The organism is Sulfitobacter sp. R86518 (assembly GCF_042466275.1).
Classification (GTDB): Bacteria; Pseudomonadota; Alphaproteobacteria; order Rhodobacterales; family Rhodobacteraceae; genus Sulfitobacter; species Sulfitobacter pontiacus.
In genome coordinates, this window is sequence record NZ_JAXHCA010000005.1 from 1,533,144 (window position 1) to 1,559,830 (window position 26,687).

At 61.0% G+C, this 26,687-nt stretch carries 27 protein-coding genes and 3 pseudogenes; 14 read left to right on the top strand and 16 right to left on the bottom strand.

Features of this window, described 5'->3' with window-relative positions:
• Positions 1-24: 24 nt before the first annotated feature.
• From SJY36_RS08385 to mazG, 3 genes are all read right to left on the bottom strand, one after another.
• Positions 25-474, bottom strand: a complete 450-nt coding sequence (locus tag SJY36_RS08385; RefSeq protein WP_005853523.1) for an N-acetyltransferase — start codon at positions 472-474, stop codon at positions 25-27.
• On the bottom strand, positions 471-1,412 hold the full coding sequence (locus SJY36_RS08390; RefSeq protein WP_386174246.1) for a nucleoside hydrolase: 942 nt from the start codon (positions 1,410-1,412) through the stop codon (positions 471-473). Before SJY36_RS08390 ends, SJY36_RS08385 begins: the two co-directional genes overlap by 4 nt.
• Before the next feature lie 72 nt (positions 1,413-1,484).
• The gene (mazG, locus tag SJY36_RS08395; protein WP_037966320.1) at positions 1,485-2,309 is read right to left on the bottom strand and encodes a nucleoside triphosphate pyrophosphohydrolase; all 825 of its coding nucleotides are present in this window, start codon (positions 2,307-2,309) and stop codon (positions 1,485-1,487) included.
• Between the two features lie 62 nt (positions 2,310-2,371).
• On the opposite strand from mazG, the gene SJY36_RS08400 reads away from it, so the two are divergent.
• The 3 genes from SJY36_RS08400 (at position 2,372) to SJY36_RS08410 (ending at position 5,024) form a co-directional block, all read left to right on the top strand.
• Positions 2,372-3,541 (top strand): M20 aminoacylase family protein, encoded by a 1,170-nt coding sequence (locus SJY36_RS08400; RefSeq protein ID WP_005853528.1) that lies wholly within the window; start codon positions 2,372-2,374, stop codon positions 3,539-3,541.
• A gap of 1 nt (position 3,542) precedes the next feature.
• Positions 3,543-4,520, top strand: a complete 978-nt coding sequence (speB, locus tag SJY36_RS08405) for an agmatinase (RefSeq protein WP_289079751.1) — start codon at positions 3,543-3,545, stop codon at positions 4,518-4,520.
• Positions 4,521-4,592: 72 nt separating this feature from the next.
• On the top strand, positions 4,593-5,024 hold the full coding sequence (locus tag SJY36_RS08410; protein WP_386174251.1) for a DUF1499 domain-containing protein: 432 nt from the start codon (positions 4,593-4,595) through the stop codon (positions 5,022-5,024).
• Here SJY36_RS08410 and SJY36_RS08415 read toward each other — a convergent pair.
• Positions 4,965-5,270 (bottom strand): hypothetical protein, encoded by a 306-nt coding sequence (locus tag SJY36_RS08415; RefSeq protein ID WP_386174254.1) that lies wholly within the window; start codon positions 5,268-5,270, stop codon positions 4,965-4,967. The two genes, SJY36_RS08410 and SJY36_RS08415, sit on opposite strands and share 60 nt — an antisense overlap.
• Positions 5,271-5,332: 62 nt before the next feature.
• Between SJY36_RS08415 and prfA the strand changes: the two genes are divergently transcribed.
• From prfA to SJY36_RS08430, 3 genes are all read left to right on the top strand, one after another.
• Complete coding sequence (prfA, locus tag SJY36_RS08420; protein ID WP_005853534.1) at positions 5,333-6,388, top strand: peptide chain release factor 1; 1,056 nt, start codon at positions 5,333-5,335, stop codon at positions 6,386-6,388.
• Complete coding sequence (prmC, locus tag SJY36_RS08425) at positions 6,385-7,227, top strand: peptide chain release factor N(5)-glutamine methyltransferase (protein ID WP_386174258.1); 843 nt, start codon at positions 6,385-6,387, stop codon at positions 7,225-7,227. Before prfA ends, prmC begins: the two co-directional genes overlap by 4 nt.
• 216 nt (positions 7,228-7,443) lie before the next feature.
• Complete coding sequence (locus SJY36_RS08430; protein WP_386174261.1) at positions 7,444-8,127, top strand: DUF4167 domain-containing protein; 684 nt, start codon at positions 7,444-7,446, stop codon at positions 8,125-8,127.
• A 77-nt stretch (positions 8,128-8,204) separates the two neighbouring features.
• On the opposite strand, the gene rsmA is transcribed toward SJY36_RS08430, so the two are convergent.
• The 6 genes and pseudogenes from rsmA to lptF form a co-directional block, all read right to left on the bottom strand.
• On the bottom strand, positions 8,205-9,047 hold the full coding sequence (rsmA, locus tag SJY36_RS08435; RefSeq protein WP_386174264.1) for a 16S rRNA (adenine(1518)-N(6)/adenine(1519)-N(6))-dimethyltransferase RsmA: 843 nt from the start codon (positions 9,045-9,047) through the stop codon (positions 8,205-8,207).
• A gap of 40 nt (positions 9,048-9,087) precedes the next feature.
• Positions 9,088-10,075, bottom strand: a pseudogene (pdxA, locus tag SJY36_RS08440) (4-hydroxythreonine-4-phosphate dehydrogenase PdxA).
• Entirely contained in the window at positions 10,072-11,289 is a 1,218-nt protein-coding gene (locus SJY36_RS08445; RefSeq protein ID WP_386176478.1) for a peptidylprolyl isomerase, read from the bottom strand. The pseudogene pdxA and the gene SJY36_RS08445 overlap by 4 nt, the downstream one beginning before the upstream one ends.
• A 5-nt stretch (positions 11,290-11,294) precedes the next feature.
• Positions 11,295-13,409 carry an LPS-assembly protein LptD gene (locus tag SJY36_RS08450; RefSeq protein ID WP_289091353.1) on the bottom strand — a complete coding sequence of 705 codons (2,115 nt, stop codon included), beginning with the start codon at positions 13,407-13,409 and terminating at the stop codon, positions 11,295-11,297.
• A pseudogene (lptG, locus tag SJY36_RS08455) lies at positions 13,391-14,510 on the bottom strand (LPS export ABC transporter permease LptG). Before lptG ends, SJY36_RS08450 begins: the two are co-directional and overlap by 19 nt.
• Positions 14,507-15,637, bottom strand: a complete 1,131-nt coding sequence (gene lptF, locus SJY36_RS08460) for an LPS export ABC transporter permease LptF (RefSeq protein WP_386174268.1) — start codon at positions 15,635-15,637, stop codon at positions 14,507-14,509. Before lptF ends, lptG begins: the two are co-directional and overlap by 4 nt.
• 139 nt (positions 15,638-15,776) lie before the next feature.
• Between lptF and SJY36_RS08465 the strand changes: the two genes are divergently transcribed.
• Entirely contained in the window at positions 15,777-17,249 is a 1,473-nt protein-coding gene (locus tag SJY36_RS08465) for a leucyl aminopeptidase (RefSeq protein WP_037966295.1), read from the top strand.
• A 5-nt stretch (positions 17,250-17,254) separates the two neighbouring features.
• Positions 17,255-17,713, top strand: a complete 459-nt coding sequence (locus SJY36_RS08470; protein ID WP_009824619.1) for a DNA polymerase III subunit chi — start codon at positions 17,255-17,257, stop codon at positions 17,711-17,713.
• A 17-nt stretch (positions 17,714-17,730) separates the two neighbouring features.
• On the opposite strand, the gene SJY36_RS08475 is transcribed toward SJY36_RS08470, so the two are convergent.
• From SJY36_RS08475 to SJY36_RS08485, 3 genes and pseudogenes are all read right to left on the bottom strand, one after another.
• On the bottom strand, positions 17,731-18,315 hold the full coding sequence (locus tag SJY36_RS08475) for a TIGR02281 family clan AA aspartic protease (RefSeq protein ID WP_009824620.1): 585 nt from the start codon (positions 18,313-18,315) through the stop codon (positions 17,731-17,733).
• Between the two features lie 51 nt (positions 18,316-18,366).
• Positions 18,367-19,002 carry a MarC family protein gene (locus SJY36_RS08480; RefSeq protein ID WP_009824621.1) on the bottom strand — a complete coding sequence of 212 codons (636 nt, stop codon included), beginning with the start codon at positions 19,000-19,002 and terminating at the stop codon, positions 18,367-18,369.
• A 53-nt stretch (positions 19,003-19,055) separates the two neighbouring features.
• Positions 19,056-20,919 (bottom strand): annotated as a pseudogene (locus tag SJY36_RS08485) (ABC-F family ATP-binding cassette domain-containing protein).
• A 104-nt stretch (positions 20,920-21,023) separates the two neighbouring features.
• On the opposite strand from SJY36_RS08485, the gene ndk reads away from it, so the two are divergent.
• Complete coding sequence (gene ndk, locus SJY36_RS08490; RefSeq protein WP_005853549.1) at positions 21,024-21,446, top strand: nucleoside-diphosphate kinase; 423 nt, start codon at positions 21,024-21,026, stop codon at positions 21,444-21,446.
• Between the two features lie 91 nt (positions 21,447-21,537).
• Here the strand turns inward: ndk and SJY36_RS08495 are convergent, their stop codons facing one another.
• Positions 21,538-21,954: a DUF4112 domain-containing protein gene (locus tag SJY36_RS08495; protein ID WP_184582077.1), complete on the bottom strand. Its 417-nt coding sequence runs from the start codon at positions 21,952-21,954 to the stop codon at positions 21,538-21,540.
• 93 nt (positions 21,955-22,047) lie between these two features.
• Positions 22,048-22,374, bottom strand: coding sequence for a TfoX/Sxy family protein (locus SJY36_RS08500; RefSeq protein WP_005853551.1), 327 nt, complete (start codon positions 22,372-22,374; stop codon positions 22,048-22,050).
• A gap of 377 nt (positions 22,375-22,751) precedes the next feature.
• Between SJY36_RS08500 and SJY36_RS08505 the strand changes: the two genes are divergently transcribed.
• The 5 genes from SJY36_RS08505 (at position 22,752) to SJY36_RS08525 (ending at position 25,755) form a co-directional block, all read left to right on the top strand.
• The gene (locus tag SJY36_RS08505) at positions 22,752-22,919 is read left to right on the top strand and encodes an RSP_7527 family protein (RefSeq protein ID WP_235183784.1); all 168 of its coding nucleotides are present in this window, start codon (positions 22,752-22,754) and stop codon (positions 22,917-22,919) included.
• Between the two features lie 83 nt (positions 22,920-23,002).
• Entirely contained in the window at positions 23,003-23,221 is a 219-nt protein-coding gene (locus SJY36_RS08510; protein ID WP_009824624.1) for a DUF1127 domain-containing protein, read from the top strand.
• 321 nt (positions 23,222-23,542) lie between these two features.
• The gene (locus tag SJY36_RS08515; protein WP_386174272.1) at positions 23,543-24,295 is read left to right on the top strand and encodes an amino acid ABC transporter substrate-binding protein; all 753 of its coding nucleotides are present in this window, start codon (positions 23,543-23,545) and stop codon (positions 24,293-24,295) included.
• 6 nt (positions 24,296-24,301) lie between these two features.
• Complete coding sequence (locus tag SJY36_RS08520) at positions 24,302-24,976, top strand: amino acid ABC transporter permease (protein WP_005853555.1); 675 nt, start codon at positions 24,302-24,304, stop codon at positions 24,974-24,976.
• Complete coding sequence (locus tag SJY36_RS08525; RefSeq protein WP_386174274.1) at positions 24,973-25,755, top strand: amino acid ABC transporter ATP-binding protein; 783 nt, start codon at positions 24,973-24,975, stop codon at positions 25,753-25,755. The genes SJY36_RS08520 and SJY36_RS08525 overlap by 4 nt, the downstream gene beginning before the upstream one ends.
• Positions 25,756-25,758: 3 nt before the next feature.
• Here the strand turns inward: SJY36_RS08525 and SJY36_RS08530 are convergent, their stop codons facing one another.
• The gene (locus tag SJY36_RS08530) at positions 25,759-26,526 is read right to left on the bottom strand and encodes a DeoR/GlpR family DNA-binding transcription regulator (protein ID WP_278426334.1); all 768 of its coding nucleotides are present in this window, start codon (positions 26,524-26,526) and stop codon (positions 25,759-25,761) included.
• Positions 26,527-26,687 lie beyond the last annotated feature (161 nt).

The following is a 26,687-nucleotide window of genomic DNA, read 5'->3' on the forward strand; positions in this document are numbered from 1 at the left end:
GCGGCCCCACCTTGCCAGTCCGCGTCAGAATTTGCGCGACATGAACATGTAGTTTTCGCGGGGGCGAAAGCCTGCACGGTGGTAAAGCTTCTGCGCGATCTCGTTGCTACGCTCTACCTCAAGATGGATCGCGCGCAGACCGCCGCCCGCCAGCGCATTCGGGACGGCCAGCAATGCCTCTGTCGCGATGCCACGGCCACGCACGCCGGGTCGCACGTAGATTTCATCGATGATCGCGTCCAGACCGCCGAATTCAACCGACCAGCCGAAGGTGATGATGATATAGCCGATGGGCGCACGGGCAGGGCCAATCAGATAGGCCACCCCATAGGGCGTGCCTTCGAGCAGCGGTGCCAGCCCGTTGCGGCGGTCGTCATCCGTTTGCTCGATCCCCGTCTCGGCGTGAAAGCTGCCCACGAGGGCAACGAGACGGTCCAGATGCTCTGGCTTGGCAAGGGTGAAGGCTGCGCTCATAGACGGGCCAACCGTTCGGTCAGCAGGGCAAAGAAACCATCAGAATCCAGATCGCCCATAAAGGTCGCATTGGGGGCGCGGTCGGTCACGCCCCACCAATCGGCGACGGTCATGCCCATGGTCAGCTCTGACTTTGTCTCGATCTCGACGTTGATGTGGCGGCCTTTGAACAGATCGGGGTTGATCAGATAGGCGGTAACGCAAGGGTCATGCAGCGGCGCGCCGTCAGAGCCGTATTTCTCTTTGTCGAACCGTTCGAAGAAATCGGTCATTTCCGCCACGGCGATGCCCACAGGCGTGCCAAGGGCGCGGAAAGCGTCGTTGCGCGCTTTGGTCACCAGCGCCTTGTGGGTGACGTCCAGCGGCATCACGACGATAGGAGCGCCGGATTTAAACACGACATCAGCGGCTTGCGGGTCGACGTAGATGTTAAACTCCGCCGTTGGGGTGATGTTACCCCCTTCGAAATAGCCGCCGCCCATGAGCACGATCTTGGCGATGCGATCGGCGATATCGGGTGCTTTTTGCAACGCGGTGGCGATATTGGTCAGCGGCCCCAGCGGGCATAGCGTGACGGTTCCCGGTGCGTTATCGCGCAGCGTGTCGATGATGAAATCCACCGCATGGCCTTCGGCCATCGGCATGGTAGGTTCGGGCAGATCGGGGCCGTCCAGCCCGGTCTTGCCGTGCACATGCTCTGCCGTGACCAGCGCGCGGCCCAAGGGGCGGTCGCATCCGGCAAAGACTTTGACATCCCGTTTGCCTGCCAATTCGCACACGATCCGCGCGTTGCGCGAGGTGAGGTCCAACGGCACATTGCCCGCGACGCAGGTGATCCCCAGAACATCAAGCTCTTCGGGGCTGGCCAAAGCGACAAGGATCGCTACGGCGTCATCCTGACCGGGGTCCGTGTCGATAATGATCTTGCGCGGTGTCATGGGCTCTCCTGTCTTGGCTGTGCCAGAGCCTTGCCGCAAGTGCCGCGACTTGTCCAGCAGGCACGGGCGGTCCTAGCTGCGTTCCGCGCGTTTTACATCCTCCCACAAGGCATCCATCTCGGCGAGATCACTATCCGAGGGGGATTTACCTCGTGCGGCCAACCGTGCCTCTACGCCGTTGAAGCGGCGGATGAATTTGGCGTTGGCAGCGCGCAGGGCGGCTTCGGGTTCGACCCCAAGATGCCGGCCCAGATTGGCCATGACGAACATCAGGTCCCCGTATTCCTCGGTCACCTCGGCCTGGGTCAGCGTATCGCGCGCCTCGACCAGTTCGGTCGCTTCCTCGGTGATCTTGGCGATCACATCATCGACCTGCGGCCAATCAAACCCGACACGGGCCGCGCGTTTTTGCAGCTTGTAGGCGCGCAGCAGCGCGGGCAGGCCAACGGCCACGCCGTCAAGCGTTCCCCCCTGGGCCTTGCCCGCGCGTTCTGCCGCCTTGATCTTTTCCCAATCCGCGGTCTGCTGCTCGGCTGATTTATCGCGGCTTTCATCGCCGAAAACATGCGGGTGCCGCGCGACCATCTTGTCCGAGATATTGCGCACCACCGTCTGAAAGCTGAACCGCCCGTCCTCTTCTCCCATGGCCGTGTGATACACGGTCTGGAGCAGCAGATCGCCCAACTCTCCCTCGAGCTCGGGCCAGTCGCGACGCTCGATCGCATCGGCGACTTCATACGCTTCTTCAATGGTATAGGGGGCAATGCTGTCGAAATCCTGTTCGATATCCCAAGGGCATCCGGTTTGCGGGTCACGCAGGCGGCGCATGATTTCCAGCAAGCGTTCGATCCCGGCGTCGCGATCGTGGATCAACGCATCATTTCTTGTCTCGGCCATTGCAGCCCCCATGTGTCTGATGTCAGATGCAACCTGACCAACATCCCCACAGGAGTCCAGTAATGCCCGTCGTGAACCGTATCGCGGATTATGCCCCCCAGATGACAGAATGGCGCAGATATCTGCACACGATCCCGGAACTGGGGAACGACTGCTTCAAGACCGCGGCTTTCGTGGCGGAACGCCTGCGGGACTTCGGCGTGGACGAGCTGCACGAAGGTTTTGCCACCACGGGTATCGTCGCCATTATCAACGGTCAGGCCGAGGGGCCGACCATCGGGTTGCGCGCCGATATGGATGCGCTGCCGATCCCCGAGGAAACCGGGCTGGACTATGCCAGCACCCACGCAGGCAAGATGCACGCCTGCGGGCATGACGGGCATACCACGATGCTGCTGGGGGCGGCGAAATATCTGGCGGAAACGCGCAATTTCGCGGGCCGCGTGGCGCTGATCTTCCAACCCGCTGAAGAAACCGGCGGTGGGGCCGAAGTGATGGTCGAGGAAGGAATCCTTGATCGCTTCGACATCGGTCAGGTCTATGCGCTGCACAATGCGCCCGGCTTTGAGAAAGGGGGGTTTTACACATCCCCCGGCGCGATGATGGCGGCGGTTGATGAATTTCACATCCACATCAAGGGCTTGGGTGGCCATGGTGCCACGCCGCATCTGACCCGCGATCCGGTCGTTGCCGCCTGTGGCATTGCGACAGCATTGCAAACCATCGTCAGCCGCAACCACTATGCGCAGGATGATCTTGTCGTCTCGGTCACGCAGATCCACACGGGCACGACCGACAACGTAATCCCCGAAACGGCCTATATCAACGGCACGGTACGCAGCTTTGACAAAGAGGTGCAGGCCATGGTGATCCGCCGGATGGAGCAGATCGTCGCCGGGCAGGCCGCCAGCTATGATGTCAGCGCGACACTGGAATACGAAAAGGGCTATCCCGCCACGGTGAACACCCCAGAGGAGGCCGGATTTGCCGCCGCCGTTGCTACCGAGATTGCGGGCGAGGACCGCGTGATTGCCGATAATGGCCGCGAGATGGGGGCAGAGGATTTCAGCTATATGCTGGAAAAACGCCCCGGTGCCTATTTGTTCATCGGGCAGGGTGACACCGCAGGGCTGCACCACGCCGCCTATAACTTCGACGATGAGATCGCGCCCGTGGGTGCATCCTTTTTTGCCCGCATCGTCGAGCGGGCCCAACCATTAGGAGCCAAGTAACATGGGTTTGGAAGACGCGAAAAATCAGGTTGATCAAGCCTTTACCCGCGATGATCTAAAAGGGCCGAGCTTCGAGAACGCCTTTGGCGGGGCCACGTCCTTTCTGCGGCGGCGCTATACCAAAGACCTGCGCGGCGTGGACATCGCCGTGACCGGCGTGCCCTTTGATCAGGCCGTGACCAACCGTACCGGCACCCGTCTGGGCCCACGTGCGATCCGCGAAGCGTCTTCCTTACAGCCCTACGATCCGCCCTATGGCTGGGATTTCGACGTACTCAGCGAGTTTGCCATCGCCGACTATGGCGATCTGGCGTTCGACTATGGTCACACAAGCCAGTTTCCCGCCGCTTTAACAAGCCATATCAAAGGGATATTGGACGCAGGTGCAGCAAGTGTGACCCTGGGCGGAGACCACTACATCAGTTTCCCGATCCTCAAGGCCTATGCCGAAAAATACGGTCCTATCAGTCTGTTACAGTTCGATGCGCATTCGGATACATGGCCCGACGATGATATGGACCGGATCGACCACGGCACCATGTTCTACAAGGCGGTGAAATCGGGCATCGTTGATCCGAAAACCTCGGTTCAGGTGGGCATCCGCACGACCAACCCCGATACGCTTGGCGTGACAACCATCGACGCGCGCGAGGTCCACGAGAAGGGGGCGCAGGCAGCCGTTGCCAAAATAAAACAGGTACTTGGCGACCGTCCTTGCTATCTTACATTCGATATCGACGCGCTTGATCCGGCCTTTGCGCCGGGCACAGGCACGCCTGTATGGGGCGGGCTCACGTCGGCGCAGGCGGCGATCATGATGCGGGATCTGGCGGGGATCAACATCGTGGGCGGCGACATCGTTGAAGTCTCTCCGCCTTTTGACACGACCGGTGCGACAGCGATCGCGGGGGCCCATGTGGCGACCGAGATCCTGTGCCTGCTGGGGTGGAATATGCGGCAGACCAAAGCCCGCGCATAACCACCGGCGGTGCAGATTGCGACGGCAGGACGCTCCGCGGGGAGTTTATTTGGCAAAATGAAGGTAAAGATAATGATGGCATTTTTCTGGATCGCACTGGCGATTTTCGTCGCCTTGCAGGCGTACATCCGTCTTGCACCCGCCCCCGCGGCCCGCTGGGAATTGGGCGCGGTCGACAAGGCCCCCGGCGATTATCCGTCGGAGGGGGGCTTTATGGCCGTGCGTGAGGTTGAAGGCGATGGCACGGCGTTCTTGAACCGGTTTGAGGATGCAATGCTGTCGTTGCCCCGAACCCGGCGGATCGACAGCAATGCAGGTCAGGCGCTTTATGTCACACGCTCGGGCTTCTGGGGCTTTCCCGATTACACCAGCGTCGCGGTCACCCCCGTTGACGGGAAGGATCAGAGCCGCGCGGTCGTCTATGGGCGGCTGCGCTTTGGCCGGTCAGATATGGGTGTGAACGGCAAGCGTTTGAAGCGGGTTCTGGCCCAGGCCGGGGTCTAGGCGCTGTGCGAGGCCGGGGCAGGCCTCGTCGATATCGCGCCACATGGGCACATTCAGCGACATCTGGCATTGCGCGGCAAAGCGGCGACCGTTGACATCGAGGCAGATCGTTTGCCCCAGCTCGACCCGCTGGCCGTCGCGGTCGGTGCAATAGCACTCCACCGTTTTGCGCCCCGAGGGCGCAGGGTCCGCCGCAAGCGACGGGGCAAGGCAGATCAGACTGAAAACCAGCGAAATGCGTTTCATAGGGGCATCATAGCACAGGCTGGGTCTTGACCATAGCCGCTTCATCAGCGACATCCAGCGGTATGATCCCCATGGACCGCCTTGCCCAAATCACCCAACGTTTCCAGTTTCTGGAGGCGTCGATGTCTGCTGGCTCTGACGGGGCGGATTTTGCCAAGCTGGCCAAGGAATACGCCGATCTGCGCCCCGTAGTCGAACAGATCGACGCCTATCGCCAGTTGCTGCAAGACATGGACGACGCCCGCGCCATGCTGAAAGACCCCGAGATGGCGGAGCTGGCCGAGGAAGAGCTGCCGCGCCTGAAGGCCGCCTTGCCACAAGCGGAGGCTGATTTGCAGCTCGCGCTGCTGCCGCGGGACGAGGCCGACAAAAAGCCTGCGATGCTGGAGATCCGCCCCGGCACCGGCGGGGATGAGGCAGCACTTTTCGCCGCCGATCTGCTGCGCATGTATCAACGCTATGCCGAGGCGCGGGGCTGGAAGGTCGAGCTGATCGAGCAACAGTTCACCGAGCTTGGCGGCGTCAAAGAGGTCGTGGCCCATATCAAGGGCGAGAATGTCTTTGCCCGTTTGAAATACGAATCCGGTGTGCACCGCGTGCAGCGTGTGCCCTCTACCGAAAGCGGCGGGCGCATCCATACTTCTGCCGCGACTGTCGCGGTTCTGCCAGAGGCAGAGGATGTGGATATTCACATCGACGCCAATGATCTGCGGATCGATACGATGCGCAGTTCAGGGGCGGGCGGGCAACACGTCAACACCACCGATTCTGCCGTGCGCATCACCCACCTGCCGACGGGGCTGGTGGTGACGTCTTCGGAGAAGTCGCAGCACCGCAACCGCGAGATCGCGATGCAGGTGCTGAAAGCGCGGCTTTATGATATGGAGCGTCAGCGGGTGGACAGTGAACGATCGGCCAGCCGTGCGGCGCAGGTGGGGTCGGGGGACCGGTCTGAACGGATCCGGACCTATAACTTCCCGCAAGGGCGCCTGACCGACCACCGGATCAACCTCACCCTCTACCGGCTTGAAGCCGTGATGCAGGGCGATCTGGACGAGATTGTCGATGCGTTGACCGCGGATGCGCAGGCGCAGCTTCTGGCCGAGATGGGGCAGTGACCGCGCCAACCGCCGCGCAAGCCATGGTCGCCGCCACAGCGCGATTGCGCGCAGCGGGCGTGCCTGACCCTGCACGGGATGCGCGGATCTTGCTGGCGCATGCGGCCTCGGTCGATGCGGCGCGGGTGACGTTGATCGCGCCCGAGGAAATCGCGCCGGATATTGCCGAACGCTACGAAAAGCTGATCGCCTTGCGGGCGGTGCGCGTGCCGGTCTCGCATCTCGTGGGGCAGCGGGCGTTCTACGGGCGCGACTTCAAGGTCAGCCGCGATGTGCTGGACCCGCGGCCCGAGACCGAATCCCTTATTGAATTGGCGCTGTCCGAGCCCTTTGAACGGGTGCTTGATCTGGGCACGGGATCGGGCTGTATTCTGGTGACGCTTCTGGCCGAACAGCAAGACGCACGCGGCGTGGGACTTGATCTGTCCGAAGCTGCCTGTCTGCAGGCCAGCGCCAATGCGGTGTTGCACGGGGTGCAGGCGCGCGCGGAGATCACGCAATCGGATTGGTTCAGTGCGGCCGAAGGACGGTTCGATCTGATCGTCTCCAACCCGCCATATCTGGCACAAAGCGAGATGGCGGATGTCTCGCCCGAACTGCGCTTGCATGAACCCGAGATGGCATTGACCGACGGGCAGGACGGGTTGAGTGTGTACCGTATCATCGCGGCGCAGGCGCAGGGATATCTGACGCCCACAGGTCGCGTTCTGGCAGAAATCGGCTGGCAACAGGGTGCCGATGTGAAAGCGATCTTCGAGGCGGCCGGTTGGGGCCGGGTGCGCATCTTGCCCGATCTGGGCGGGCGCGACCGTGTCCTTTGGGCCGATACGCCAGCATAAACACGCCAAAACTTGTCATTTGGGGGTGTTTTTCGCCAATTTCCACTTGCTCCAAATCATTTGCCGTGCTTATTCAAGGATGTTGCAGCGGTGGATGCCTTTTGGGCGGTCCCGCGCGGCGTTAAGCCCAACAGAGCGTAAAGCTAGCTTTTCAGGGACGCGACTGCGTCCGGCAGCTTATTCCGAAGCCCAGCATAACAAGGCTGAACTGATTACATGAAATCTTCCAGATCACGGTCCCGGTCCAAGAATAATCGCAACCGTCAGCCGCAAGGTGGCAACGTCGTTAACCGCGTTTTCGACAGTTCTGGCCCCGAAGGCAAGGTCCGCGGCACGCCGCAGCAGATTATCGAGAAATACAACCAGTTGGCGCGTGATGCCCAGCTGAGCAACGACCGCGTGGCGGCAGAGAACTTCCAGCAGCACGCCGAACATTACCTGCGGATGCTGTCCGAAGCACAACGCGAGATTGACCAGCGTCGCGATCAGCAAGAACGCGAGAACCGCGAACGTCAGGCAGAGCGGGACCGCGAGCGGGTAGAGCGTCAGGAACGCGAAGCCGCTCAAGCCGGTCAGAACACTGCGGATCAACCTGCCACGGAAGCAGACACGGGCGACAAACCCGACGCGCCCCAGCAGGACAACGCCAAGGGCGATGCCCCCAAGCGCCGCCGCAGCCGCAGCAACAACCACAATGATAATGCCCCTAAGTCGGACAGCGCGCCCAAGTCGGATGGCGATGATACGCAAGACGGCAGTGCGGCAGAGGACAATCTGGTCGACACGCCCGAGAACAAGCCCAAGCCCCGACGCGCGCCGCGCCGCAAACCTGCCCCCAAGGCAGAGACGAGCGAACCGGCCAAGGACAACAGTGGCGACCAGCCCGAAGCGGCTGAATAATCGCTTTGACATCGTAACAAAGGCCCCGCGATTGCGGGGCCTTTTGCGTTTCGGACGGTGAGTGTGTTGTGGTGGCCTTAGCCCTTAGCGATTTCGCGGGCCAGCGCGCAGAAACCTTCCAGCGGCACCTGTTCGGCGCGCTCCGTCGGTTTCAATCCGGCCGCACGCAAACGATCCTCTATATCCGGTGCGGTTCCTTTGAGGGCAGAGCGTAGCATTTTGCGCCGCTGATTAAAGGCGGCCGCCACAACGCGGTTCAACACATCAGGGTCCGCCGGAAAGCGGGGTTCGGGCAGGGCCGTCAGATGCACCACAGCGGAGGAGACTTTGGGCGGCGGGGTAAACGCCTCGGGTGGGAGGTTCAGCACGATACGCGCATCGGCCCGCCACTGTGCAAGCAGCGCCAGACGGCCATAGGCCTTGGAGCCGGGCTTGGCCACGATCCGCTCGGCCACTTCGCGCTGGAACATCAACGTCAGGCTTTGCCAGAACGGTGGCCATTCCTGCGGGGTCAGCCACCGCACCAGCAGCTCTGTCCCCACGTTATAGGGCAGGTTCGCCGCGATACGGATCGGTGGGGTCAGATGGGCCAGCGGGTCGATTTCAAGGGCGTCGCCTTCGATCACCGTCAGACGGTCGGGATAGGCCTCGGCGATCTCGGCCAAAGCGGGCAGGCAGCGTTTGTCTTTCTCGATCGCCAGCACGCGGCGCGCGCCTTCGGACAGCAACCCGCGCGTCAATCCCCCGGGGCCCGGCCCGATTTCAAGCACATCATATTCGGTCATATCGCCCGCTTGTCGCGCGATCTTGGCTGTGAGGTTCAGGTCGAGCAGAAAGTTCTGGCCCAGCGATTTGCGCGCCTTCAGGTCATGGGTATTGATCACCTCGCGCAGGGGCGGCAGGTTGTCGATTGTGCTCATTCTTGGACCTGTGAAGCAGAAGGGTTCTGGGGGCGCGGGGTCATGATTGCGCCATGCGATAGGCCATGCGCAGCGCCTCGACCATGCTGGTGGGGTTGGCGATGCCCTGACCCGCGATGTCAAAGGCGGTGCCGTGATCGGGAGAGGTGCGGATGAACGGCAGACCGAGCGTCACATTGACGCCGCGGTCGAAATCCAGCGTCTTGATCGGGATCAGTGCCTGATCGTGATACATGGCAATCGCCGCGTCATAGCGCGCCCGTGCGGCGGCGTGGAACATCGTATCGGCAGGGTGCGGGCCGCTCAGGTCATAGCCTTCGCCCTTCATCCGGGTGACCAGCGCCGTCATCCAATCTGCTTCCTGACGACCCATCGTACCGCCTTCGCCCGCATGGGGGTTCAGACCTGCGATGGCTATTCTAGGTGCCTTGATCCCGAATTGAGAGCGAAGCCCCGCCGCCGTAATCTCTATCACGCGGCGCAGATGGGCAGGGGTCAGCACATTGGGGACCTGATCCAGCGCGATATGGATTGTGGCCGGCACCACCCGCAGTTGGTCAGAGGCGAGCATCATCACCACATCGCTTCCCCCCGCCAGCGCGGCAAGGTATTCGGTGTGGCCCGGATAGGCGAAACCGGCCCCGTCTTTCAGCGCCTTTTTGTGAATGGGCGCAGTGGTCAGCGCAGATGCGGCCCCGCTGCGCACCAGGTCAACACCACGCGCGATCACGTCGATCACCCCCTGCGCATTGGCGGGGTCCGGCTTGCCCGCAACGGCACCGGCGGCAAAGTCGTGGCGCAGCACGGGCAAAGCGTCACTGCCCGCGGCAAGCGCGTCCGACGGGCTGTCGATAATGCAATGGGGAATGTCTTGGGGCAGGTGGCGCGGATCACCGATCCAGGCGAGCGGCACTTCGCCTGCCAGCATCGCCCAGGCCCGTGCGGCGACCTCTGGCCCGATGCCAGAAGGGTTCGCCGCAAGAGATCACAACCGGCTTGTCCGCCAAGCCCGTCTTGGCTTGGGTCATTTGCGAACGATGCGCGCGTCGGCCCGCAATTGCTCCAGCAGCTGTTCGGCATAGCCGGTCAGCCGTTCCTGGCGCAGCGCGTTGGTCACATCCTCGCGCGAGGCGGAGGCATTGGCGGCGGCGGTACGCCCACACATCATCAGCAGCATCAGCGTCTGACCATTGGCGCGGGTCAGCGTGGTCGAAACCTCGCCCGTGTCGAGCTTGGACAGCTCAATCGCCACGTCCTGCGGAATGTCCGAGGGGGCTTTTTTCACACGCTCCAACACTTCGGCGGGCTGGCCTTTCGCGATGCCGTAAAGGTCATCGCAGGTATCGATGCGGCCACGGATCTGCGCCGCCTGAGCCAGCGCGGGTTCTGTGCGGCCACCGGGGATGTAATAGGCTGCGTATTCAATCTCGGAGTAGGTCGGCGCGGCGACGCTGGTTTCCTCGATGTCGCGCAGCTGGAACAGCGCCACGGCGTTGGGGATGGGCAGCGGGTCGGTAACCTCGCCCGGGGCGAGGTTCAGGATCAGCGGCTGCAGGCTTGGCGGCAGGTCGGTTAGGTTCTGCCACGGCAGACGCCCGCCGCGCCCGCGCGATGCGGTCGCGGAATAGCGGCTGGCGTAGTTCGAAAACTCTGCCGTTGATTTGGATTGCGAGATTTGTTCAGCCAGCGCGTTCACCCGTGCAGCTTGCTGGGGCGGGGCGGGAATGATAATCTCGGACACGAGCACGCGCACACCGCTGCCTTGTGTTTCGCCCAAAGCGCGGTTGATTTCAGCGTCGGTGATCTGCACGCGGCTGGCATAGCGGGCACGCACCAGTTCACGCCACCCGACCGAGTTTACAACGAAATCGCGAAACGTCTCGCGCGAGACGCCGGATTGACCAAGGGCCTGGGTAAATTCTTCGGTGCTCAGATCCGCGCGCGAGGCGAATTCTGCAAGGCTGTCTTCGATGCCCTGCGGCGTCAGTTCGATGCCCGCTTCGGCCACGGCCTCGTTGCGCAGGCGTTCGTCGATCAGCGAGGTCAGCGCCCCGTCGCGTGTCGCCCCCGGTGCGTTCAACACCTCGAGAAAGCGCTGGCGCTGCTGGACTTCGAATTCGGTTACAACGGATTCATTCACCTTGGCGACGGGCGCAAAGAGGTTCTGCGCCGAAACGGGGGCGGCGGTCATCAGACCCAGCCCAAGGACGGCGATGCTTCGTGTCAGACGGTTCAGGTTCATCTTACTTATTTCCCACATGATCGCTCATATCTTTCTGTTCCGTTGGAGGCCGAGAAGCCCCGCAGGCCGATGTTAAACCCGATATCGGTAGAGGGCTCAACACTTGTTGAGGAGGTATAGCGGCGGCGCACCGAAAGGTCGACGCTCACACATTCATTATTGTAGGTCAGGCCAAGCCCCGCCGTCGCCGCTGTACTGTTTTGCACGTCATAGCGCACGTCGGCGCTGGCGGACCATTGCTTGTTGATGTCGTAGCTGCCGTCAAGCGACACCTCGGAAATCGCTTCGGTCCGGTCTTCGGCAGTATCCGCCTCAAGCCAGACATAGGTGCCTTCGACGGTGGTTTTGCCAAAGCTCCACCCGCCGCGCAGTTCCGCCTTGGAGATGTCGAAATCGGAGTCGACCAAGGTCCGCGCGGTCAGCGAAAGACCGGCGTTATTCTTGATCTGCCCCGCCAGCAGCACATCAGAGCGCACGCCCGACAGGCCCGACGTATCGGTAAAGGCAGGGTCGCTGATGCTGCGGAACACCTGACCAACCGCGACATAGGTGTCCCAGCCATTGGGGTCAAAGCGCGACCAGTTCACCGCCACCGCTGCCGTTGTGCCGCGTTCGCGCCGGTCGGGGCGCGGAAAGCGCGAGAGTGACAGGATGTTGCCCTGATCGAATTCCACGCGGGTGCTTTCCTCGTTCGGAATGTCGAGCCGGCTGCCATCGGTCCACCCCAGTTGCACCACGGGCGTCAGAACCTGCGACGCACCACCAGCCTCGCGGCGTGCCATCGGGTAGCTTAGACCGACCGCTGCGAAAGGCGCGATGTCGCTGTGGTTCTGCGCAAAAGTATCGTCTTGGGTGATGTCAAAGAAATTGAACGTCGTGCCGACCTGCGCATCGGTGACCAAGCCGGAGCGGTGGGTGAAGCGACGCAGATATTTCAGCGACCCGTTGATCCGCGATACATCGCGGCCAATCACATCCACATCGGAAGATCGCCAATGGCTATGCGCCTCCAGCCCGAACCGCAGTTCGCCCCCCCATGCCTTGGGGAAAAAGCGCCGTTCGAATTCGCCGTCGATCACGACTGTGGGCAGGGTGCTGTTCAACTCTCCGGGGCGCAGGGTTTCGAAGTTGTAAAGGCTGGTACGCACAAAGCTGTCTCGCCGCGCGCGTGAAAGTGTGAGGTCACTACGCAAACGGTCTTCGTCCGAATAGCCGTATTCGGTAAAGTAAGAGCTGTCGCTGACGGCCTCGATCGTGAAGCTCAGCTTGTAGCCGCGCTCAAGCTCAAAGCTGCCTTCACCGAACAGATAGCCGCGGGTCTCATCTGGCAGCTGGTCATCGCGGGTATAGGCCCCGTCAAACTCGATATCACCGTTGGTAAACGCCTGCCGATAGCGGAATTCAAGCGTGCGGGTCGAGGACGACAGATAGGGCGTCAGGGTCAGGTCGCGGCTTTCGCCCAAGGTGATGAAATAGGGCAGCTTCAGCCCCGTGCCCAACAGCGACGTGGTGCGAATGGATGGGGCCAAAAACCCGTCCGCGCGGTCCAGCGTCGGGTCGGGCAGCCGCAAACGGGGCAGGTAGAACACCGGCACCGACCGGATATGAAAAGTCGCATCATCGAAATACAGTTGCTGCGCCACGGTATCATGCACCACGCGGCGCGCGCGGATCTGCCAGAGGGGCAGTTCGCCGTCATTGCAGGTTTTGCATGAGGTCACGGCGGTCTTGTACAGCTGGCTATAGCGCCCCTCGACACGGTCGATCTGGACGGCGGCCATCTGCACCTGCTGGTTCAGCACCATACGTGCGCCGCGCAGCAGACCGTTCTGCAACCCCTGATCCAGCTCTGCCGCATCCGCGAGAATGACGGTGCCATCACCATCGTTCAGCACAATCGGCCCTTCGATCACCAAGGCACCGGTTTCATCATTGTAGCGGATCGCAGAGGCACGGATGCGGGTCGTGCCTTGAAACGCCTCTACGTTGCCTTGGGCGACCAGTTCCCGGTCACGGGTGATGAACAGGTCATCGGCCACCAGAACAGCAGGACGCTCGCTGTCTTGAGCGGCAGCGGGCAGACCAAGGGCGACGAGAAGGGTCAGGAGCAAACGGCGCATGTCAGCCATCCTTCTGAATGAAGTAGAAGACCAAGCGCCAGAAGAATGGACGCGACAGGCGGAGCCCAGGCCGCAAGAAGAACCGGAATTTGCCCGTTCTCCCCCAGAATTTGCGCAAAACTGCGAATAAAATACAAGCCGAACCCCATCAGAACAGAGGCCAGCACCGCGACGCCCGTGCCTCCGAACCTCGTATGGCGCATGGTAAACGCGCTCGCAACCAGAACCATCGCAACCAGAAAGAACGGGCGCGCCAGTTCGGTCTGCAGCCAGACCTTGTGGCGACGCGGGCTGAAGCCTGCCAGTTCAAGCTGCTTGATGTAATCAGGCAGATCATAGATCGAGACGGCACCGGGATCGGTGATGCTGTCGCGGATGCGGTCCAGCGTCAGGGTCGAGGGCAGGGTGAGCGTGTCAAATGTCTCTGCCGCGCCTTCGGCGTTCACGCCCACTTCAAGCGGCCATGACTTCGCATCGGTCAACGTCCAGATACCATCTTCCAGCGCGGCGCTGTCCGCTTCGATCCGCCGTGCGGGACCGCCCTCGGGCGCGTAGCTGAGGAATGTGACATCATAAAGCACCGAGGCGTCCTTGTTTGACCGCCATGCGCGGATCACGGTCTGCCCCTCGTCACTGCCTTGGCGCAGCCACAGCCCTTCGTCGCTGACCGACAGGACAGAAGGTCCCGCCCGCGCGAATGCTGTCGCTGAGTTGAATGTATCGTTTCGCGGTCGCCGCAACGATGGGGTTCAACATGCCCACAGCCATCACGCCAATAATGAACGCCACCCAAATCGGGGCCTGCAACGCGCTGAGCGCTGACCGGCCGGCGGCACGGGTCACCACCAGTTCTGACGAGCGTGCCAGCGACAAAAACAACACCACAGTCGCAAGGATCATGATCAACGGCAGGATCAGGTTCATGGTTTCGGGCGTGTTCAGCAACGTCATCCCGAAGAGCCGCAGCCAGCCGATATCGTAGCTGCTGAACCGGCGCGCCTGATCGACCATATCCACCAACACGAGCAGAGAGAACAGCACAGCGGAAATGAGGATAAACCCCATAATAAAGCGGCGCGCGAAATAGAGATGCAGGATCATGCGACGCCCCTTTGCTTGCCCATCCGTTTGGTCCAGCCCGGATGGGCCGTTTGCCAGATCATCCCGATCACAATCACAGCGCCAATCAGGCTGGGCAGGAACAGCAGCGGCCAGCGGCTGGCATCGTCGCGCACCGTTTCGACCAAAGTGCCGCGCAACCCGTCAATCGCGATGAGCAGACCAAAGGCGATCACGATCTCGCGCCAGACTCCGAAGCGTGAAAACCCTCCGAGCACCAGTGTCGCATAGCCGATCATCGCGGCGATCATGCAAAACGCTGCCGAGGCAAAGCGCGCCGTCAGCTCTTCTGCGATCTCGCCCGCGCTGGATTTGGTGATCGTCTCAAGCTGATCCCACTGGGCAAACATCTCTGCCGTGGTCATGGCGTCGATGGATTGGGTGCGGGGTTTGTCGCTGCTCACCAATGCCGAGATATCGAACGAGAAATCGCGGAACTTGGCGGTCGACAGGCGTTTGCCGGCCATCTCAAGCCGTTGCGCCATGCCATCGACCATGATCAGCGTCGTGCCATCGCCATTGCGGATCAGATAGGCTTCGGACGCGGTATAGATCACGCCTTCGTCGGGGTTGCGCCGGTCCGAGAGAAACACATCGCGCAACACCCCGTCGGCGTCGATCACGCGGGTATAGAACGTGACCTTAGAGGTCGGATGCAGGAATGTGCCTTCGGTCAGCAGCCGTGCGGTGACATTCTGCGAAATCTCGGCCTCGCGTTCAGACAGCTGTCCGTTAGACAGGGGCAACAGCAGATGGGTCAGCACCGACATCATGATCGCGACGCATAGGCCATAGGCGAACACGGGCCGCGCCAGACGCCAAGGGCTGGTGCCCGTCGCCTGCAGCACCGTCAGCTCGGATTCGCTGGTCATCCGGTTGATCACATAGACCGACCCCGCAAAGGTCGCGATCGGCAGGACGGTGGTGATCAGCTTGGGCAGCCCCAGTACGGTAAATTCAAGAAACACCAGCGCCGTCTGGCCGTCGCCAATCAGCCGGTCAAACAGCACCACGGCGCGATTGATCCAGAAAATCGCCACCAGGATCAACGCGAAGAAACTGAACAAAATCAGGAACTGGGACAACATATAGCGGTCGAACTTGGCCAATCTGCATCCCTTGGGTATCAACACGGGTGAACTTTCGCCCGACGATAAAGTAAATTTCCGCCCACGAAAACTGCTATCTGGCCTTAACGGCGCACGCAGGATACGTCTAAGCAAAATTCAGACAAAAGGGGTTCACCTGATGACCGCATTGACGCCAATGACATTTACCGAAACCGATATTGACCAGATCGCGGGTCACACGGGCCGTGTGGCTGTGACTGTGGGCGCGGATGGCAAGCTCAACCCCTCCGCGCGGCGCATCAACAAGCTGACCAAGGGCGCGCTGGAACGTCTGGTGGCCAGCGACAGCTTCACGAAATTGTCAGCGGGCGATGCGGTCAGCCTCGGTTTTCCCACCGGCATGGCGGCCGAGGCCGTGGATGTGGTGCAATTGGCGAATAACGCCGATCAGGAAGCCCTGCGCGCAGCCGGTGCGGCGCTTGCGAAACGGCGCGGCGATGCGGATCTGCTGGTGTTGACGGGCGGCTTGCGCAAAGCGGCCGAGCTTTGCTTTGGACTGGCCATGCGCGACTACACGTTCGAGGATCGCAAAAGCAACGGCAAGCCACGCAAGGGGCAGGTCGTGATCATGAATTCCAAACCCGAAGAGGTCGAAGCCGCTGCGGCGCCCCTGCTGGCGATCGCCGACGGCGCCTTTATGACCCGCGACCTGACGAACGAGCCTGCGAATATCCTGACCACTACCGAATTCGCCGACCGTCTGGCCGAGATGGAGTCAATCGGCCTTGAGGTCGAAGTGCTGGACGAAGCCAAGTTGGAAGAACTAGGGATGCGCACCTTGCTCAGCGTCGGGCAGGGGTCGGCCAGCCCGTCTTACGTCGTGGTGATGAAATGGAACGGCGGCGAGAAAGACGCGGCCCCGCTGGCGTTGGTCGGCAAGGGCGTGGTGTTCGACACCGGCGGCATCAGCCTGAAACCGGGCGCGGGCATGGAAGACATGACCATGGATATGGGCGGCGCGGGCGTTGTCTCGGGCGTGATGCGCAGCCTTGCCCTGCGTAAGGCCAAGGCCAATGTCGTTGGGCTGGTCGGTATCGTAGAGAACATGCCATCCAGCACGGCAACCCGCCCCGGTGACGTGATCAAGACGATGAAGGGCGACACGGTCGAGGTGATCAATACCGACGCCGAAGGCCGTTTGGTGCTTTGTGATGTGCTCTGGTATGCGCAAGAACGGTTCAACCCCGCGGGCGTGATCGATTTGGCCACACTGACGGGCGCGATTATCATCGGCCTGGGTCATGACAATGCGGGCGTTTTCTCGAACGACGATACGCTGTGCAACGCCTTCCTCAAGGCCGCGCAAACCGAGGGCGAAGGCGCGTGGCGGATGCCCCTGGGCGCGGGGTATGACAAGCTGTTGAAAAGCCGCATCGCCGACATGAAAAACATCGGCGGGCGGCCTGCCGGGTCGATCACGGCGGCGCAATTCCTGCAACGGTTCATCAAGGACGGCACGCCGTGGATTCACCTTGATATCGCCGGTGTGGCCTCCGTCAAATCCGAGACAGCGCTGGCGCCCGTCGGGGCCACGGGCTGGGGCGTTGCCGCGTTGAACCGATTGATTTCAAACCTCTACGAGACAGAGTAAATCTGATGGGTGCCGCGTATTTCTACCATCTGACCCAGCGACCGCTGGTCGAAACGCTGACGATGCTTTTGGGCAAGGCCCAAGGCGCGGGCTGGCGTGTGGCGGTACGCGGCACCGATCAATCCTTGCTGGAACAGCTTGACGTCGCCCTGTGGCGCGGGCCCGAGGATGGCTTTCTGCCTCATGGTTTGGCCGGCGGGCCGCATGATGCCGAACAGCCGGTTTTGTTGACCACGGACACCCACGCGCCGAATAACGCAAGCTGCGTGTTCTCGATCCACGGTGCGGCTGTATCGGCACAGGAAGTCGCGGCGCTGGATCGGGTGTGCATCCTGTTCGACGGGCTGGACGACCACGCCTTGAACGTCGCGCGGGACCAGTGGAAATCGCTGAAAGCCGCAGGAGCCTCTGCGCAATACTGGTCCGAGGAATCGGGTCGTTGGGAGAAAAAGGCAGAGACCTGAGGGCGTTACGCCGCGCTCTACCGGGTGAGGATCAACTCTCCGTTGGTGATCTCGATCCGACCCCAGCGTTGCAGATAGCCCATCCCCAGCAAAGATTGCCGCATCTCGCCTTCGTTCACGACCGCGGGTACATCGGTATCGCGCACCCCGCCCAGTTCAACCTCGTCCAGCCGCACATAGGCGGTGCGCACTTCGCCGTTGGCGGTGCTGGCACGGCCAAGATAGTTCAGGCTATCGGGCGAAAGCCCTGCGGCTTCGGCATCGGCGCGGGTCAGCACCATATCCGTCGCGCCGGTGTCCACCACAAAGCGGAGCGGCGTGCCATTGATCGTCGCCGTCAGATAATAATGCCCGTCGCGGGCGCGCGGCAGGGTGACGCTGCCGCTGCTGGCCTCATAGGCTTGGCGCGGGATGTCGCCTTGCCGGTTGATATCCTCCCACAGGCCGTAGCCCGCGGCGACACCGGTAAAGATCATGGCCCAGACCGCGACCTGTTGCAGCGTCTTGTTCCAGCCCTGACGGCTTTGCATAAAGAACCAGCCCGCGACCATCGCCATGAGCACGATCAGATAGATCAAACGTCCTGTTTCAATGTCCGGCATCGTATATCCTTTGGCAATTCTCCAAAGATATGGGGGCAGGGCGCGGAAAAGTCAGCCCGGACCCGGCCCGAAACCAAAGGCGCTGAGCCCGTCGAGCACAAATTGCACCGACAGCGCGGCAAGCAGCATACCCAAAAGCCGCGTGATCACATTGATCCCGACCTTTCCCAAAGCGTTTTCAAGGTAACCGCTGGCCTGCATCGTGATGCCCATGATGATCAGGACGGCGAAAGTGATCGCGACGACGGTCACCAGCCCTTCAAGGCCCGGTTTCTCGCCCGTCAGCAGGATCACCGACGCGATAGAGCCGGGGCCCGCGATCAAGGGAATGGCCAGCGGAAATACCGATGGGTCGTCGTGATCGTCATCCGCCTCGGCATGGCCCTCGCGGCGTTTCGTGCGGCGGTCGAAAAGCATATCAAGCGCGGTTAGAAACAGCAGCACGCCCCCCGCGACACGGAAGGCGGGCATGGAGATGCCGATAAAGCCGAGCACAGCCTCGCCAAAGGCGGCAAAGACCAGCAGCAGCAGCCCCGCGATGACCACAGACCGCCACGCAATCAACCGGCGCTGGCGCGGAGTCATACCGGGGGTCAGAGCCAGAAACATCGGGCCAATCGCAAAGGGGTCAATGATCACGATCATCGTCGCAAACGCGGTGATCATGAATGCCAGATCAAGTGCCATCATAAACCGTCACCGGGGCCAGCCCCGTCCTTATCCCTTGCGCCGCGCTGGCATTACGCCGACGCGGTTTCCAGTTTTTCCAACGCGCCCATCCAGATCGCTTCCGCCCGTTCAAGCGCGGCCATGACTTCGGCGTATTTCTTGTTCCAGACCTCAAGTTCGCCGACTTTGTCCTTTTCGTAAAGGGCAGGGTCCGCGAGCTTTTTCGCAAGCTTGTCGCGCATGTCGTTGATCTTGGTCACCCGCGCCTCGGCCGTGCGCACTTCGGCGCGCAGGGCAAGGATGTCTTCGCGGTTGGCGCGTTTGGGTTTTGGCGCTTCTTTGACCGGTTTGGGGTTTTTGCTGACGGGCTTTTCCACGGTCAACAGCATCTTGCGATAGGCTTCGAGGTCATCCTCATAGGGTTTGACCGTGCCGTTCGACACCAGCCACAGACGGTCCGCAACCATCGACAAAAGGTGCATATCGTGGCTGACAAGGATCACAGCACCCGAATAGCGCGTCAACGCCTCGACCAGCGCTTCGCGCGATTCGATATCAAGGTGGTTGGTCGGCTCATCAAGGATCAGCAGATGCGGAGCGTCCAATGTGGCGAGCAGCAGCGACAGACGCGCCTTTTGTCCCCCCGACAGACGCCCCACTTCGGTATCGGCCTGATCCGGCCCCAGACCGAACCCCGCCAGCTGTGCGCGCAGCTTGGATTGCATCACACCGGGGCGCGCGCTGATCATATGCTGCAGCGGCGTTTCATGGACGATCAATTCATCCACCTGATGCTGTGCAAAGAACCCGATGCGCAGTTTGCTGGAGTTGATCGCCTTGCCCTCGAACAACACCAAACGGTTGGAGAGCAGCTTTGACAGGGTAGATTTACCCTGACCGTTTTTGCCCAACAGCGCGATGCGGTCGTCTTGGTCGATCCGCAGGTTCAGGCGCGACAGGACGGGCTGGCCCTCGGTATAGCCGGTCGATCCGCCTTCGATGCTGATGATGGGCGGCGAAAGCTCATCGGGTTGCGGGAAGGTAAAGACCTTGCGCGCGGCTTCCTCCGGCGGCGTGATGGTCACCATCTTCTCGATGGCCTTCATCCGCGACTGCGCCTGTTTCGCCTTAGAGGCCTTGGCCTTAAAGCGATCAACGAACGCCTGCATATGCGCCTTATGCGCTTGCTGCTTTTTCGCCTGTGCCGTCAGCTGCGCACGCTTTTCGGCCCGCATTTTCGCGAATTGGTCGTAATTACCCTGATAATACGTGAGCTTACGGTCTTCGAGATGCAGGATACCACCGACGGCACGGTTCAACAGACCACGGTCGTGGCTGATGATGATCACCGTATGCGGGTATTTCGATAGGTAGTTTTCCAGCCACAACGCGCCTTCAAGATCAAGGTAGTTGGTCGGTTCGTCCAACAGCAGCAAATCTGGCTGCGCGAACAGAACGCCCGCCAGCGCCACGCGCATCCGCCACCCGCCCGAATAGGCCGAACAGGGCTGCTGCTGATCATGGTCATCAAAGCCGAGCCCCTTGAGGATCGCGGCGGCACGGCCTTCGGCGGACCAGGCGTCGATATCGGCAAGGCGGGTCTGCACCTCGGCGATGCGCGCGGGATCATCCGTTGTCTCTGCCTCGTGCATCAAGGCGGCGCGTTCGACATCGGCGGCCAGCACCGTATCGATCAGCGACACGTCAGAAGGACGGGACCTCTTGGGCGATGCCCCCGATCTTGGCGCGCGAGGGCAGGCTGATGTCGCCCGCGTCCAGCGACAGCTCTCCGCGAATGATTTTGAACAGCGTGGTTTTACCCGCACCGTTTTGCCCGACCAGACCCACTTTGTGGCCTTCGGGGATGACCGCGCTGGCTTCCTCGAACAAGGGACGGCCTTCGACGGAATAGTTGATTTCTGAAATGCTTAACATGGACGCGGTGTGAACCATGTCTGGCCCCGCGTCAATCGCGGCTTTTCACGGGGCATGACCCATGCTAGGGAGCGGCCAAATCAACCCCACCTAGGAGAGCTATCATGGCCCTTGAGCGCACATTCTCGATCATCAAACCAGACGCAACACGCCGCAACCTGACCGGCAAAATCAACGCCAAATTCGAAGAAGCCGGCCTGCGCATCGTCGCACAAAAGCGTATTCACATGACAAAGGCACAAGCCGGCGTTTTCTATGCCGTGCACGCCGAGCGTCCTTTCTATGACGAACTGTGCGAATTCATGGCGTCCGAGCCTGTTGTTGTTCAGGTTCTCGAAGGCGAAGGTGCCATCGCGAAAAACCGTGAAGTGATGGGCGCAACCAACCCAGCAGACGCAGCCGAAGGCACGATCCGCGCAGAATTCGCCGAATCCGTTGGCGAAAACTCCGTTCACGGGTCCGACGCGCCTGAAACAGCCGCCGTCGAAATCGCTTATTTCTTCTCCGGTCTGGAACTGGTTGGCTAAGCCTTCACAGGTTTGGACAGATGAAAAGGGTCGCAGGCAACTGCGGCCCTTTTTTCATGCAACGGGGATCATATAACGGCGGCCGATCTGTTCAGCCCTTCAGGGTCGGATGGTGCGACGACAGCTCACCGTCCACAGGGCTCACGGTTTTCATCGGTGCCGTTTGTTCAAGATGACGGTGCAACAGATCGACGTTGCGGATGTTTGCCTTCCAGCCCACGTCAAAGATGTCACCGATCAGGGGGATCGCACCGATCGCAAGGTCGATGCCCACATTCGCCCCCATACGCGCGAGGACCGAGCGGCTTGCGCCCATGCGATGCGCTTCCTTCAAGATATAGCCGGCCGGTGCCAAAGCCAGAACGTCGCCAACGCCGGGTATCAGGCCAAGGATGCTGTCCCAGCCCAGCCGAATGCCCAGAACAGGCACCCGTAGGGCGCTATCCATCGTACGGGCAAGGCCACGCAGCCGGTCAAGGTCGTGTTGAACATCGGGGGAATGTGGCATGGGGCAGGGTGTCCTGTTGGGGCTACGTTAGCGACCCAACGCCTATGGGCGCAGTGCCGTTCCGCTGCCGCCTTCAGGTTTCGCAGAGACGCGTTACGCCTCGCGCACACCAATCAGGTTCATCATGCGTTCGAATTCAGAGCGTCCGGTATCATGGGCACGGGCCTTGATCGCGTCGAACTTGACCCGCAGGGCTTTCTTCTCTTCCCCCTTGCAGTCGTTCCACGGGCGCCCCTGAAGCCCCATCACCAGAACATAGTACCCGATGAAGTGGGGGCGCTGACCATTTTGCAGCAACCGCTCGTAGGCTGCATCGGCACCAAGATCGCGCAGCTCTTGCGCAGAGTGGATGCCAGCACGGGCGCAGCTTTCCTCGAACGCGGGGCCAAGATTGCGGATGGAAGAAACAGGGTCAGTCATACCGGGCTGTTTATACCGCAGCGTGCCGCCTGTCACTTTCAGATGCTGGCGTAATCCGTAAATATCACCGGCTGGGGTTTTTCCGGCGCGGGTTTGGGTGGGGCGGATTGTTGCTGCTGCGGCGATTGCTTGGTCATGGGTCTTCTCCGGCTTGTGTTGGTCTCTCCGTTTCAGGGGCTACCAACGTTCGGGCGGCCCTTTCGTTCACGGTGAAATCGAAAACTGCCGGTTTAGGGGCCGGATATGGGCGGTTTTGGGGCAAAACTGTGCCATTTAAGCCATGCGTTTTCCGCATATCCACTATGGTTTGCACCTTTGCTGCACCGCGCACATATGACGGTCACGGGCATTGAAGCCCTGAAATGGAAAGCTGGAAAATGAAAACCGAAGCTACATACAAAACCGCCACTCCGGTCGAAGTCGACCGTCTTCTTGCCGAAGCCAACGCGCTGCGCAGTGCCTATATCTCTGCCGCTGTTGCCAAAGCATCGCGCAAGTTTACCGGCCTGTTCCGCACCGCACCCCGCGGCACGGCAGCAGCCTAAACCGCCAGCGCTTCGCTGACGGAACATACCAAACCGAATGCGGTGGATAGGCCGCCGCATAGACGTGAAAGAGAGAATAAGAAATGAGCTATACATCCACATATACCGCCGCACCTGTTGCGGGTCTGATGCCCAAGCTGCGCCAGTCGCTTGATGCATTCCGTGCCTACAGCGCTGACCAACGCGCCAAACGCCAGACCTTCCGCGAGCTGTCGGCGATGAATGACCGGGATCTGGCAGATATCGGTGTTGCACGTGGCGAGATCCGCCATATTGCCTCGCAAGCGGTTGCCCTGCGCTAACCACGACGCCTAAAGCCACAAGAATTTCCCCGCCGCAAAGTCCTCCCACTTTGCGGCGGTTTTATTTTGTCTGATCAGATGCTTATGCGGTGCAATCCGGCGTTGGTGATTCCCCCAATCAGGTGCTGCATCGCTTGATATCTTCCCCCAAAGCCCCTTCCGCCGCTGCGGCCCCCGAAACAGCGTTTCGCGATCAAAGCCCTTGCCAGAATTTTATTCCTGACCAAGGATGAATGACACCACCGCGGACTTGCTTGACGCTGCGCCATTGAAGCGCGGCTGCGTCATGTTACCTCCCCCTTAGACGTAACGGAGAATATCATGATCAAACACGCCACACTTACCGCAATCGCCCTTGCTACCGGCGTCAGTGCTGCTCAGGCAGAGACGCTGAATGTCGGCATGTCGGGCGGGTACTTTCCCTTTACCTTCGTAAAGCTTGACGAGCTTCAAGGGTTCGAGGTCGATTTCATCAACGCCGTCGCCAAGGAAACCGGCGACGAAGTTAACTTTGTCACCATGTCCTTTTCCGGCCTGATCGGCGCGCTGGAATCTGGCCGCATCGACACGATCGCCAACCAGATCACCATCACCCCCGAACGCGAGGCGAAATTCGCCTTTTCGCAGCCCTATGTCTTTGACGGGGCGCAGGTCGTGGTGAAAGAGGGCAACGAAGACACCATCGGCAGTGTCGAGGATCTGAGCGGGAAGACCGTTGCGGTCAACCTCGGCTCCAACTTCGAGGAACTGCTGAACGAGCTGCCGAACGCGGGCGAGATCGACATTCGCACCTATGAAAGCAATATTGCGCAAGACACGGCCCTTGGTCGCGTGGATGCCTTTGTGATGGACCGCGTTTCCTCGGCCCAGCTGATCGCGGAAAGCCCGCTGCCGCTGGCGCTTGCGGGCAAACCCTTTAGCGAAATCCGCAACGCGCTGCCCTTCCGCAATGATGACGAAGGTCAGGCCCTGCGTGACCGGTTCGACGCCGCGATCACCAAGCTGAAAGAAGACGGCACCCTGACCGAGATTTCGGAAAAATGGTTCGGCTCTGACATCATAACAGCCGAGTAACACAAGATGCGGGGACTGGATTTCGAATATATGTGGGGCCTGCTGCCCGTGTTGCTGGGCTATGTCCCGCTGACGCTGTTCATGGCGTTTGTGGGCATGGTCTGCGCATTGGTGCTGGCCTCTGTGCTCGCTGTTGAACGGGTGTTTCGGGTTCCGGTCCTCGACGTTTTTGTGCGGCTGTTCATCAGCTTCTTTCGCGGCACGCCGTTGTTGGTGCAGTTGTTCCTGTTCTACTATGGCCTGCCGCAAGTCCTGAGCTTTCTGGGCAAGATCGACGGCGTCACCGCGACCATCATGGGGCTGACGCTGCATTTCTCGGCCTATATGGCGGAAAGCATCCGCGCCGCCATTCTGGGTGTGGACCGCAGCCAGTGGGAGGCCGCGCAGGCCGTTGGCATGACCCAAGGCCAGATGATGCGCCAGATTATTCTGCCACAGGCCTCGCGGGTCGCGGCACCGACTTTAGTGAACTACTTTATCGATATGATCAAAGGCACCTCGCTGGCCTTTACCCTTGGCGTGACCGAACTGATGGGGGCGACCCAGAAAGAGGCGGCGGGCAGCTTCCTCTACTTCGAAGCCTTTCTCGTCGTCGCCGCAATCTATTGGGTCATGGTAGAGACATTGGCCTTCGCACAGCGTCACCTAGAGGTCTATCTGAACAAGGCACATGCGCGATGACCAATACACAAAGCAATCCAGCGACGGGCAGGGCGATGGGGGACGGGATCACCATATCCGGCGTGACCAAATCCTTTGGCAGCACCGCCGTGCTGAAAGACATCTCGCTTGATATCGCCCAAGGCGAACGGGTGGTGATCATCGGGCCGTCGGGCACGGGGAAGTCCACCTTGCTGCGCTGCCTGAACTTTCTTGATGCGCCTGACGCGGGCATCATCCGCATTGGCGATATGTCTATCGATGCAGCTACGGCGAAGCGCGCCGATATTCTGGCGCTGCGGCGGCGCACGTCCTTCGTGTTCCAGAACTACGCGCTGTTCGCCAACAAGACCGCTCGCGAGAATATCACTCAGGCGCTGATCACCGTTCAGGGCTATAGCAAGGCCGAGGCCAACGCCCGTGCCGATGCGACGCTGCGCGAAACCGGTCTGTTCGAAAAAGCCGACAGCTACCCCGCTGCACTGTCGGGCGGCCAGCAGCAAAGGGTGGGCATCGGCCGCGCGATGGCGCTGGATGCGGATCTGATGCTGTTTGACGAACCGACCTCGGCGCTGGACCCCGAATGGGTGGGAGAGGTGCTCGACCTCATGCGGCGCGTGGCCGAGAAACGACAGACCATGCTGATCGTTACGCACGAGATCCAGTTCGCGCGCGAGATTGCGGATCGGATCGTCTTTATGGACGAGGGACGGATTGTCGAACAGGGCCCACCGGCAGAACTGCTTGATGCGCCCAAAGACCCGCGCACGCAATCCTTCTTACGGCGTGTCACGGGCTAGGGGCTAGACCTTGATCACCGTGCACCCATGGGCGGCGGCGCGGGACAGCAGATCGGGCGACAGCACGGCCCCTGTGACAAGGTAATCATAGGCCCAGATCTCCCCGTGCTGGCAGGCAAGGTCCAAATCCGCCTTGCCCTGATCGGCCACCAGGATCGTTGTCTTGGCGCAGCCCGCAATCGCCTTGCGCGCGAGCACCTCGTCCGAGTTATAGTCCATCACCGCGCCCGACCCTGACAGTCCGCCACAGCTGAACACCGCGTAATCCATGCGGTAACCCGCAAAAAACGCCAGCGCTGCAGCGCCGATCAGATCCAGATCGCGCATCCGTACATTGCCGCCCGCCAGCTCCACCATCACGCCCGCGGCATTCTGCAGGGCGCACACCGCGTGGATGCTATTGGTCGCGACGAATAGGTCTTTGTGCGACGACAGAAACCGCGCGCAATGCTCAACCGTGGTCCCCGTCCCAAGCGCCACCCGTGCGCCATCAGGGATCAGGTTCTTGACCGCCAAGGCGATGCGCTGCTTTTCCTGTCGCGCGATGGTTTCGCGGGGCAGGTAGCCGATATTCTCGCTTTGCTGGCGCAGCTGCACCTTTCCCTTGCGGCGCTGCACCAGCGCCGCGTCATCAAGGTCGCGCAGGTCGGCGCGGATGGTCTGCACCGAAACGTCCAGATGCTGCGATAGTTCGGCGGGGGACAAAGCGTCGTTCTGCGACAGCAGCGCAATGATCCTGTCGCGCCGGTCGGTCAGAGTAGGTCGCGCCATCTATTTTCCTTCGAAAACAACCCAAGGTTAGCCGGACCCTAGAGCGACCCCGTCCACGGCGCAATATAATTAAATCTGTTACGCGAATGTCATGAATCTGTAGCGTAAGGTGGGAATAAGGCGAGCGTGAAATGCTTTCGTACGAAAGCTACCTTTTCAGG

Bases quoted from the DNA above. Each gene is read 5' to 3' on its own strand.
- SJY36_RS08385 (WP_005853523.1), bottom strand. From the start codon at position 474: ATGAGCGCAGCCTTCACCCTTGCCAAGCCAGAGCATCTGGACCGTCTC.
- SJY36_RS08390 (WP_386174246.1), bottom strand. From the start codon at position 1,412: ATGACACCGCGCAAGATCATTATCGACACGGACCCCGGTCAGGATGAC.
- mazG (WP_037966320.1), bottom strand. From the start codon at position 2,309: ATGGCCGAGACAAGAAATGATGCGTTGATCCACGATCGCGACGCCGGG.
- SJY36_RS08400 (WP_005853528.1), top strand. From the start codon at position 2,372: ATGCCCGTCGTGAACCGTATCGCGGATTATGCCCCCCAGATGACAGAA.
- speB (WP_289079751.1), top strand. From the start codon at position 3,543: ATGGGTTTGGAAGACGCGAAAAATCAGGTTGATCAAGCCTTTACCCGC.
- SJY36_RS08410 (WP_386174251.1), top strand. From the start codon at position 4,593: ATGATGGCATTTTTCTGGATCGCACTGGCGATTTTCGTCGCCTTGCAG.
- SJY36_RS08415 (WP_386174254.1), bottom strand. From the start codon at position 5,270: ATGAAACGCATTTCGCTGGTTTTCAGTCTGATCTGCCTTGCCCCGTCG.
- prfA (WP_005853534.1), top strand. From the start codon at position 5,333: ATGATCCCCATGGACCGCCTTGCCCAAATCACCCAACGTTTCCAGTTT.
- SJY36_RS08430 (WP_386174261.1), top strand. From the start codon at position 7,444: ATGAAATCTTCCAGATCACGGTCCCGGTCCAAGAATAATCGCAACCGT.
- rsmA (WP_386174264.1), bottom strand. From the start codon at position 9,047: ATGAGCACAATCGACAACCTGCCGCCCCTGCGCGAGGTGATCAATACC.
- SJY36_RS08445 (WP_386176478.1), bottom strand. From the start codon at position 11,289: ATGAACCTGAACCGTCTGACACGAAGCATCGCCGTCCTTGGGCTGGGT.
- SJY36_RS08450 (WP_289091353.1), bottom strand. From the start codon at position 13,409: ATGCGCCGTTTGCTCCTGACCCTTCTCGTCGCCCTTGGTCTGCCCGCT.
- SJY36_RS08465 (WP_037966295.1), top strand. From the start codon at position 15,777: ATGACCGCATTGACGCCAATGACATTTACCGAAACCGATATTGACCAG.
- SJY36_RS08470 (WP_009824619.1), top strand. From the start codon at position 17,255: ATGGGTGCCGCGTATTTCTACCATCTGACCCAGCGACCGCTGGTCGAA.
- SJY36_RS08475 (WP_009824620.1), bottom strand. From the start codon at position 18,315: ATGCCGGACATTGAAACAGGACGTTTGATCTATCTGATCGTGCTCATG.
- SJY36_RS08480 (WP_009824621.1), bottom strand. From the start codon at position 19,002: ATGGCACTTGATCTGGCATTCATGATCACCGCGTTTGCGACGATGATC.
- ndk (WP_005853549.1), top strand. From the start codon at position 21,024: ATGGCCCTTGAGCGCACATTCTCGATCATCAAACCAGACGCAACACGC.
- SJY36_RS08495 (WP_184582077.1), bottom strand. From the start codon at position 21,954: ATGCCACATTCCCCCGATGTTCAACACGACCTTGACCGGCTGCGTGGC.
- SJY36_RS08500 (WP_005853551.1), bottom strand. From the start codon at position 22,374: ATGACTGACCCTGTTTCTTCCATCCGCAATCTTGGCCCCGCGTTCGAG.
- SJY36_RS08505 (WP_235183784.1), top strand. From the start codon at position 22,752: ATGAAAACCGAAGCTACATACAAAACCGCCACTCCGGTCGAAGTCGAC.
- SJY36_RS08510 (WP_009824624.1), top strand. From the start codon at position 23,003: ATGAGCTATACATCCACATATACCGCCGCACCTGTTGCGGGTCTGATG.
- SJY36_RS08515 (WP_386174272.1), top strand. From the start codon at position 23,543: ATGATCAAACACGCCACACTTACCGCAATCGCCCTTGCTACCGGCGTC.
- SJY36_RS08520 (WP_005853555.1), top strand. From the start codon at position 24,302: ATGCGGGGACTGGATTTCGAATATATGTGGGGCCTGCTGCCCGTGTTG.
- SJY36_RS08525 (WP_386174274.1), top strand. From the start codon at position 24,973: ATGACCAATACACAAAGCAATCCAGCGACGGGCAGGGCGATGGGGGAC.
- SJY36_RS08530 (WP_278426334.1), bottom strand. From the start codon at position 26,526: ATGGCGCGACCTACTCTGACCGACCGGCGCGACAGGATCATTGCGCTG.